The organism is Butyricicoccus sp. (genome assembly GCF_050872565.1).
Classification (GTDB): Bacteria; Bacillota; Clostridia; order Oscillospirales; family Butyricicoccaceae; genus Butyricicoccus_A.
Window position 1 is genome coordinate 1 of sequence record NZ_JBNMHC010000055.1, and the last position, 8886, is coordinate 8886.

7 protein-coding genes are annotated in these 8886 nt (G+C 48.7%); 1 reads left to right on the forward strand and 6 read right to left on the reverse strand.

What is annotated here, in order from left to right; translation table 11 throughout:
• On the reverse strand, positions 1-1233 hold a 1233-nt coding region (gene glgB / locus ACR0P9_RS03990; RefSeq protein ID WP_432617541.1), incomplete at its 3' end, for a 1,4-alpha-glucan branching enzyme.
• A 292-nt stretch (positions 1234-1525) separates the two neighbouring features.
• Here glgB and ACR0P9_RS03995 point away from each other — a divergent pair.
• A complete protein-coding gene (locus ACR0P9_RS03995; RefSeq protein WP_432617542.1) occupies positions 1526-1963 on the forward strand; it encodes an acyl-CoA thioesterase in 438 nt (145 codons plus the stop codon).
• A 54-nt stretch (positions 1964-2017) separates the two neighbouring features.
• Here ACR0P9_RS03995 and ACR0P9_RS04000 read toward each other — a convergent pair whose 3' ends face one another.
• The 5 genes from ACR0P9_RS04000 to ftsZ all read right to left on the reverse strand — a co-directional run bounded on the left by ACR0P9_RS04000 (position 2018) and on the right by ftsZ (position 8624).
• Entirely contained in the window at positions 2018-4003 is a 1986-nt protein-coding gene (locus ACR0P9_RS04000; RefSeq protein ID WP_432617544.1) for a leucine-rich repeat protein, read from the reverse strand.
• 571 nt (positions 4004-4574) lie between these two features.
• The gene (locus ACR0P9_RS04005; RefSeq protein ID WP_432617546.1) at positions 4575-5936 is read right to left on the reverse strand and encodes an MATE family efflux transporter; all 1362 of its coding nucleotides are present in this window, start codon (positions 5934-5936) and stop codon (positions 4575-4577) included.
• Between the two features lie 60 nt (positions 5937-5996).
• On the reverse strand, positions 5997-6341 hold the full coding sequence (locus tag ACR0P9_RS04010; protein ID WP_432617548.1) for a hypothetical protein: 345 nt from the start codon (positions 6339-6341) through the stop codon (positions 5997-5999).
• 17 nt (positions 6342-6358) lie between these two features.
• Positions 6359-7297 carry a magnesium transporter CorA family protein gene (locus ACR0P9_RS04015; RefSeq protein WP_432617550.1) on the reverse strand — a complete coding sequence of 313 codons (939 nt, stop codon included), beginning with the start codon at positions 7295-7297 and terminating at the stop codon, positions 6359-6361.
• 115 nt (positions 7298-7412) lie between these two features.
• Entirely contained in the window at positions 7413-8624 is a 1212-nt protein-coding gene (ftsZ, locus tag ACR0P9_RS04020) for a cell division protein FtsZ (RefSeq protein ID WP_432617552.1), read from the reverse strand.
• Positions 8625-8886 lie beyond the last annotated feature (262 nt).

Genomic DNA, 8886 nt, shown 5'->3' on the forward strand with positions numbered 1-8886 from the left:
ACCCATGTTCCACTTAAAGTCAAAGCCCAGACCGCCGTTTTCCGGATCGCCGGTAACCATCGGCCAGGCCGTAGATTCCTCAGCAATCATCACCGTGCCCGGCTTGCGCTGATGCACAATCGAGTTGAGATGACGGAAGAATTCAATCGCTTCCAGATTCTTATTTTCACCGTATTGGTTTGCTACCCACTGACCATCCTGCTTGCCGTAATCCAGATACAGCATGGATGCTACCGCATCAATGCGCAGGCCGTCTACATGGTATTCGGTCAGCCAATACAGCGCATTGGCAATCAAGAAGTTCTTGACTTCGTTTCTGCCATAGTCAAAGATCTTGGTGCCCCAGTCCGGATGCTCGCCCTTCTTCGGGTCTGCATACTCATACAGCGGCTTGCCGTCAAAGTTAGCCAGACCGTGCTCATCGCGCGGGAAATGTGCCGGAACCCAGTCCAAAATAACGCCAATCTTGTGCTTATGCAGATAGTTAATAAAATACATAAAGTCCTTTGGCGTGCCGTAGCGGGAAGTCGGCGCATAATATCCTGTTACCTGATAGCCCCAAGAGCCGTCAAACGGATGCTCTGCCACACCGATCAGCTCGACATGGGTATATCCCATCTCCTTGAGATATTTGGTCAGTTCCGGAGCCAGCTCTCGGAAGTTGTAATATCCCGGATCATCTTCATTTTCTGGTGCGTGCTTTTTCCAAGAGCCCGGATGCATCTCATAGATAGCCATCGGCTCCTTTTTGAAGTTGGACTGTGTGCGCGTATCAATCCAGCGATTGTCCGACCACTTAAAGCCTTCAATCGAAGCGACCTTGGACGCTGTGCCCGGACGCAACTCTGCACTGAATCCATACGGATCACTCTTGAGAATCGTATTGCCATCCTGACCGGTGACAGCGTATTTATACAGTGCGCCTTCCTTCATATTCGGTACAAACAACTCGTAAATGCCGAGCGGATCAAGACGAGTCATCGGGTTTGCTTCGCGATCCCAGCCGTTAAAATCACCGACCAAACATACGCGTTTCGCATCCGGTGCCCAAACGGCAAAATATACGCCCTTCTTGCCTTTTTTCATAGCCGTATGTGCGCCCATCTTTTTGTAAATTTCATAATGTACGCCCTGACCAAACAAATACTGATCAAATTCCGTAATAAACGGCTGTGCTTCCGGTTTCTTTGCAGTCTTCGGGGTACGAGGTCTGACTGTTTTTTTCTCCATCATGTTTCTCTCCTTTTCCCAACATCGCCGCAGCCTTTTCCATTTCACTATTTTTCCTATTCTGCGGCGGTTTGGAAGGTTACTATACTTAGTATAATATAATTCTTCGGATTTGTAAATTATAAACAAAGAATTTTCCCCAAAAACACGGAAAATCATTCAAATTTTCTCCACAATTTTCGAGTATTTGTATAATATTTCGCCACGCAAATTGAGGGCTTTTCTTTTTGTACTTTTTGCGGTATGCTAGAGAAGAAAGAAAAATCACTGATATGTATATAACGAGGTATCTATTATGGACACAACCTATTCGTATCTGCACCGCGTGCAGTACTATGAAACCGACGGAATGCGCATCGTACACCACGCCAACTACATCCACTGGATGGAAGAAGCACGCATTTCCTACATGGAAGATGCTGGTTACGGCTATGACCGCATGGAGGCAGACGGCATCGCGATCCCTGTTTTGGGCATCGACTGTCAGTACAAATCTATGATGCGTTTCGGTCAGACCTGCCGCGTTGTCGTGCGCGTCACCAAGCTCACGCCGGTACGCATGTCGCTCTCGTATGAATTTCATGATGCTGAGACCGATGAGCTGTGCGGCACCGCTACTTCCGATCACTGCTTTATTGGAAAGACCGGCAGACCGGTTTCCCTGAAAAAATATCTGCCTGACGTTTTCGATTTATACAGCAAACTGGTCTGGAAGCCGGAAGAAATCCTATAATTCTAATCAAAAAAAGATTCTGTATGCTTTCTCTATCATACAGAATCTTTTCCTTTAATTTGCTTTGACGCGAATCCCTTGCTGCTTACAGTATTGCCAAGCATAGCTTTTAGGAGAGGCAATTACTGTCAGCTTTCCATTGCCAAACAGCTTTTTCTCTTGTTCTCCAAACGCTCGATCTCCAATTTCCCGCACAGAGCTTGGAATGCGAATGGTGTGCAGATGCTCACAGCGATCAAATGCCTGCGCTCCAATTCGCCGCGTTCCCTCCGGAATCACCAGATGTTCCAATCCCGTGCAGCCGTAAAAGGCACGTTCACGAATCTCTGTCAATCGAAACGGCAAATCGAACTGTTTGAGTCCCGTACAGCCGGAGAAACAGTCCTCCGGAATAATGGCTAGTTTCAGAGAAACCTGCACAAATCGCAGATTTTTACAATGCATAAATACACCAGTGCCGAGCCGAATACAGGAATCCGGCATCACGATTTTTTCCAATCCACTGCTGCTGAACGCCCGTTCTCCTATCGCGCGCACATGCTGTGGTAAGACGACCTGTCCCAGCTGCTGGCAGTTGATGCACAACTTTTCCGGCAGTTCGGTCAGCGAATCCGGCAAATTCAAGGACACCAACGAGGTGCAGCTGGCAAAAACACTGCTGCCCAGCGTATGCACTGTATCCGGCAGCTGACAGCGTACCAATTTGCTGCATCCGGAAAATGCATTTTCTTCGATCTCTGTCAATCCGCTGCCGCAGCGCACCTCATTGAGGCTCGTGCACTGGGCAAACGCGCCCGCGCCGATGCGCTGCATCCGTCCGCCTGTTTTGAGCACAGCTAAGTCTCTGCGTCCTGCAAACGCTCGTTCAGCAATAGAAAGATACTCACGCAGCAATAGCTTATTAAACGGAAACCACGGAGCGCGAATGCGCCATACCGGCAGCCGTGCTGCCATACGCGCGGACAATATATCTGTTTGCACGATTGGCTGTTTCGGCACCAAGTGCAAAATTTCCGCCACACTGCGCAGCTCAGATGTCGCAGTCACAGCCTGTTCAATCCGATACAGGAGCCCTGTCTGCTGTTCTGGAACCAATGCTGTTTCTTGCTGCTCCTGTGGATAGGCAAGCCGCTGCAAGGCATCATACATCTCCTGTGCTGATGCATAGCGATCCTCCGGTCGATAGGCACACGCCTTTAAAATCACTTCGGAAAACGCTTCATCCGCTTGTGCAGGCGGCGGCAGCGTTTTGCCGGATAATCTGCGGGCAACAGCATCTTCCCACTGTTCTTTTGGCATATCTGCATGAAAAAATGGAAGATACCCATGATTGGCCAGCTGATACAGCACCAATCCCAGACAATAAATATCGACACGCGCGTCATAAGCATCTTGTCCACCGTTATGACGCACCACTTCCGGCGCAACATACCGTTTGGTACCAATGGCGGTCTGTGCGTGCATGGTACCGTGCAGCTGCTTGGCGATACCAAAATCACCAAGCTTATAATCTCCAAATGCATTGCGCAAAATATTATTGGGATTGATGTCTCGATGTAAAATTCCCTTTTGATGACAGCACACCAGTCCACGGCTGAGATCTCTTCCCAGCTTTTTCACTTCGTCCATCGAAGACAGCGTGCCGCCGTGATACCGCAGCGTATGGCCGACATTTTCCAGCAATTCCATACGAATCAGCAAATCATATCCAATCAACCTGCCGTTTTCTCGAATCTCAAATACAGCATGATCGTCCATATGGACGACATTGCTCAACCCGCGCAGCTGTGCCAGTGTTTCCACTTCGCTCATCGCCTCTTCATATGCTGCTTTGCGCAAAGTTTCCGGCTGATCCAGCAAATTTTTATCATCCGGCAAAATCTCAATGGCCTTGAGTGCCGCCGTGTACGTCACGCCGAATAGATTTTGGTTTTCCACGCGGTATACTCTGCCATAGCTGCCGCTCCCAATCTCGCCGCGCAGATACCAGCCGCCAAAAAACGGTTCATATTGATGCAGTCGCTGCTCCAGTCCCAGCATGACGAACGCCCCTTTCGTTTGTATTCTGTAAAAATTATACCAAAGCTGACAAACGGCGTCAATCTCAGGAATTGCTCCGCCAAGTCTTTCATATGCTGTTGAAATTTGTCAAATCTCTGTTATAATAGTTTTGTTACCGCCCTTCTAATGCAAATCTTGTAGCAGAGAGGGGGTGTCCCTTATGCAGGTACTTACCTCTTTTGTGCTGTCTGTCGCAGCAAGCGTGGTGGCGTACTACATTTGCAAATGGCTCGATAGATAAGCGATTGTCGGTAATGAGCCGCGGTTAATTGCTCCGAAAAAGCAATAGAAAACCCCAGCAGCTAGCACCTGCTGGGGTTTTCGTTATGTGTGTCCACATATGGCATACTTACCTCTTTGCCTATAGTTAGAATAGCACACATGATACTTCTTGTCAAGCATGACAGAACAAGGCAGAGAATACACTTGGTACTCTCTGCCCCGTCTACTGTGGAATACAATATTTAATTTTCCCGCACAGCAACGTTGCGGTTTTACTCTTTCAGTATACCATAAATACTTCTTTTTGTTAAGTAGTGGTAGAAAATTTTTATTTTTCCATCGGTTTAAGAATTTTCTTATTGATACGCAGCATAAACAGGGCAGAAAGCAGTACCGATGCAACCTCTGCAATCGGGAATGACCACCACACCATATCTACGTTTCCGGTCAGCGACAGCAAATACGCTGCCGGAAGCAGCACAACAAGCTGGCGTCCAAACGAAACAAGCAGGCTATACACGCCATTGCCCAATGCCTGAAAGACAGAAGAGGAAATGATACACAAACCGGCAACCAAATAGCTCCAAGACAAAATCTTAAGTGCCGGTACACCCAACGCCATCATCTGCTCTGAAGCACTGAACATAGACAGCAGAGGTCTTGGAATCACATGGAAGGCGATAAAACCAATCAGCATGATAACCTCAGCATAGGTCATTGCCAGTTTCATCGTCTTTTTGATGCGATCCGGCTTACATGCACCATAATTATACGCAATAATCGGCACCATGCCATTATTCATGCCAAAAATCGGCATGAATATAAACGACTGCAATTTATAATACACGCCAAATACTGCCGTTGCCGTAGAAGTAAACGCAATCAAAATACAGTTCATGCCATAGACCATGACCGAAGAAATCGACATCATCAAAATAGACGGCACACCGACAGCATAAATCCGTCGAATGATTTCTCCGCTCGGACGGAATCCGCGGAAATTCAAGTGAATATCCGGGTTGCATTTCAGATTGAAGAAAATCGCCAGACAGGCTGCGATAATCTGACCGGCAACCGTTGCAATGGCTGCACCTGCAATACCAAGCTGCGGCGCACCAAACAAGCCGAAAATCAAGATCGGATCCAAAATGATATTGATAATCGCACCCAGTCCCTGCGTACACATGGTGAAGATCGTGCGTCCCGTCGCCTGCAAAATACGCTCAAAGACCATCTGAATGAACAGACCAAACGACAGTACCGAGCAGATCTCCATGTATGTCATACCGTACTGAATAATAGCCGGATTATCCGTCTGGGAACGGAAAAACAGACCACAGGCAGTCAAGCCAAACAGCAAGAATACCAAATAACTGCAAATTGCCAAGAACACGCCGTTTCTCGCGGCATGATTCGCCTGTTCCTGCTGCTTGGCACCTAAAGAACGCGACAGCAGTGCATTCATACCAACGCCTGTTCCCGATGCAATGGCAATCATCAAATTCTGCACGGGAAACGCCATCGAAACCGCCGTCAAAGCATCTTCACAGATGCGTGCCACAAAGATACTGTCTACAATGTTGTACAGTGCCATGACCAGCATAGAAATAATCATTGGCAGTGCCATCGTAATGAGCAGCTTATTGATGGGCATCGTGCCCATTTTATTCTCTTTTTGCATTTCAGCCATAGACTTTTCCCCTTTCGATAGGTACAAAAAGGCGATGACATTCCTGTCACCGCCTACGGTTTAGCATTCGTACTCGTCGATCTCGAAGCGGTTGCCCTCATCATAGCCGACATCCAGATATTCCATCACAGCCAGTGCTTCCCAGCAGTCGCACAGCTTGACCTGCTCTACAATATCCATCTTATCCCACTGCGAGCGCGTGCACAGCTTGCGTGTGCAGGCAATGCTGTCTTTATAATTGGTGCGAATCCAACGTTCCGGATCTTCTACGCGAATCTCACAAACCGGATTGCCCTTCGGATCGATAATCTGCATCGGCAGATCCTTCTTAAATCTGCCGGAAACAAAGATGCTCTTGAGCAGTCCGGCAAGCGATACCACAGAGGTAATCTTTTTTGTTGTCATATACATTCTCCTTGTTATCAGTACAGCTTATGTTTCTTGAGAAAACGCCACGCGATAAAGCAGGCGATAATCGACACGATGGCAGGAACAAAGCTGACCGCACCCGGCAGATAGGAAACGTTCATGCCATAAAAACCAAAGACCATATTCGGTATCGTCATAATCAAGGTGATAACCGTCAACGCCTTCATAATGTCATTCATATTGTTGGATACAACAGAAGCATAGGCTTCCATCGTGCCCGCCAAAATTGTGGAATAAATACCTGACATCTCAATCGCCTGACGGATCTCAATGAGGGCATCTTCCAGCAAATCGCGGTCATCGTCGTACAGCTTGAGGATACGACCGCGCAGAACTTTTTCCATCGTCACTTCATTGCCTTTCAGGGAAGCGGAAAAATAGACGAGAGACTTCTGCAAACCGAGCAGCTGCATCAGATCTTCATTTTCTTGGCTGTCATATAACCGACGCTCAATTTCATTGAAACTGCGTTCAATGCGGTGCAAGTAATTCAAAAATCGACCTGCTACACGCAAAAGCAACTGGAAAACAAAGCGTGTGCGCATCGCGGTCTGAATCCCGCGCACAACTTTTCCGGACGCAATATCCCGCGTCACGCTGGTGTCTTCCAAACACACGGTTACAACTACCTGATCCGACACGACAATGCCCATTGGCAGCGTAGCATACATCTGCACATCGCGCGTGATGCTGTCGCTCTCCTCTTCTACAGGGATGTCTACAATGAGCAGCGCCTGATCGTCTTCCAGTTCCACACGGGAGGATTCTTCCGGGTCGAGCGCCGCACGGACAAAGCCCGCATCCAACTCCTGAGAGGATATGACGTCTTCCACCTCCGCGTTTGTCGGATTGATAAGATTGATCCAGCAGCCTGGACACGCACTGTCCAAACGAACAATCTTTCCCTGTTCGGACTTCAGATACTCAACCACAGCGCACACCTCCCTGTCAAATTTCATTCCGATGAAAAGCCCTTCCTCCGAAGAAGAAGGGCTTGTCCTGTTCTATCTTGTTTTTACGCGAAAAATCGCGAACCTTTCAGCAAAATTACTTGCTGAAAATTCTCATAATATCGGTAAACGGATCATCATCGTCCAGAACCTGATTGGTCGATGCGCTTGCCTGCGGCTGTACCGGCTGCTGCGGCTGCATTGGCTGCTGCGGCTGTACCGGCGGAACCGATGCGGCAGAAAATGCCTGTGCCGAAGCGGCGAACTCCTGTGCCGGAGCGGCAAAAGCTGCCTGCTGCTGCTTCTGCGCGTTTGCAAACATCTGTCCAGCCTGCGGCTGTCTTGCTGCCGGCGGATTGTCAAAGCCGGTTGCGATAACAACAACGCGGATCTCATCAGCCATCTCTTCAGAGATCGAAGCACCAAAGATGATGTGTGCATCCGGATGTGCAGCAGCCTGAATCATGCTTGCAGCCTGCTCGATTTCATCCAGCCCAATATCTTCAGAACCTGTGACAGACAGGATAACACCGTGTGCACCGTTGATCGAAGACTCCAGCAGCGGGGACTGAATGGCCATCTTAGCAGCTTCCTCAGCCTTGCCCTTGCCGGTAGCAGCGCCAACGCCCATGTGTGCATAGCCTGCGCCCTGCATGATAGAGGTAACGTCTGCGAAGTCCAGGTTAATGAGACCCGGAACGGTAATCAGCTCAGAAATAGAAGCAACGGCCTGATGCAGTACGCTGTCGGCAATTTCAAATGCGTTCTTAAAGCTGATCTTCTGATCGGATACATACTTCAGACGCTCATTCGGAATGACAATCAGGGAGTCTACGCTCTCCTTCAGCTGTTCAATGCCAGCATTTGCCTGCTCCATACGCTTTTTGCCTTCAAAGCCAAACGGTCTGGTAACAACGCCAACCGTCAGGATGCCCATCTCTCGTGCGATCTGTGCAACAACCGGAGCGCCGCCGGTACCTGTGCCGCCGCCCATACCTGCGGTGATGAATACCATGTGTGCGCCTTCCAGAGCCTTTGCGATGTCCTCGCGGCTCTCCTCAGCTGCCTTGCGGCCGGTCTCCGGACGGGAGCCTGCGCCCTGACCCTTGGTCAGCTTCACGCCAACCTGAATCTTGACAGAAGCCTCCGAGCGATTCAGTGCCTGCTTATCGGTGTTAACCGCAATAAACTCTACACCCTGCAAGCCGCTGGTAACCATTCGATTTACTGCGTTATTGCCGCCGCCGCCAACACCGATGACTTTAATATTGACAACGGTATCATAATCCATTTCAAACTCGAAACCCATGTTTGATCTCCTCCATCGTTTTATGTGAAGTAATTTTTATCTCATCTCAGCCGAAGCCATTGCCAAACAGGCAGATGCTCTAAAATCTATTTCTTTCATTTTACCTCTTTCCCGCCATTTTGGCAAGACAAGAAGGTACATTCTTCAAAAAAAGTTCTTATTTTTTAACCGAACACTGCTCCTGTCAATCAATGGCTGCATCAGATGAACTGTTGGAAGACGATTCCGTGTCTGTCCCGCTGTCACTGCTCGTCTTATCACT